At 75.6% G+C, this 471-nt stretch carries 1 pseudogene; it reads left to right on the top strand.

The window, feature by feature from the left end:
* Window positions 1–471 (top strand): annotated as a pseudogene (locus ACYQ0J_RS00775) (metal-dependent hydrolase); the annotation flags it as partial.

Below are 471 nucleotides of genomic sequence, written 5' to 3'. Positions count from 1 at the left end.
AGGAGGCCACCCTGGCCCTCTTCCTCGCCCTCTCCGGCTTCGCCCTCTGGCCCCTCTCGGGCCAGGGCTTCGCCTCCGCCTTCCGCCACCTGGTGGGGACGCCGGAGGTGGCCGTGCTGGACTACCTGGACTGGCGGGGCCGCTGGGAGGTCTGGGCCGAGGTGAGGGGCTTCAACCGCGAGACCCAGGAGCCCGTGGAGGGGCGCTTCCTGGTGGTGGAGGCCCTGGGGCGGGACGGGGTTCTGGTTGAGGACGAGTTGGGCCGCACCCTGGCGGTGAGCCGGGACGGCCAGGTGGTGGCCTACCGGGTGCGCATGGTCCGGGGGAGGCCCCAGGTCCTCAGGGAGTGGCGGCTGGACCTCTCGGGGAGGCTTCTCGCCGACCTCCTGCAGGCCCTCCCCCGGTCCGCCCGGAGGGTCTGGGTCACCGGGGAGGCCCGCCCCGCCACCGCCCCCCCGCCCCTCGTCCCCC

It is taken from the genome of Thermus sp. FJN-A (assembly GCF_054655095.1).
The sequence above is the reverse complement of the archived record's forward strand: the minus strand, read 5'-3'. Positions and strand labels throughout refer to the sequence as shown.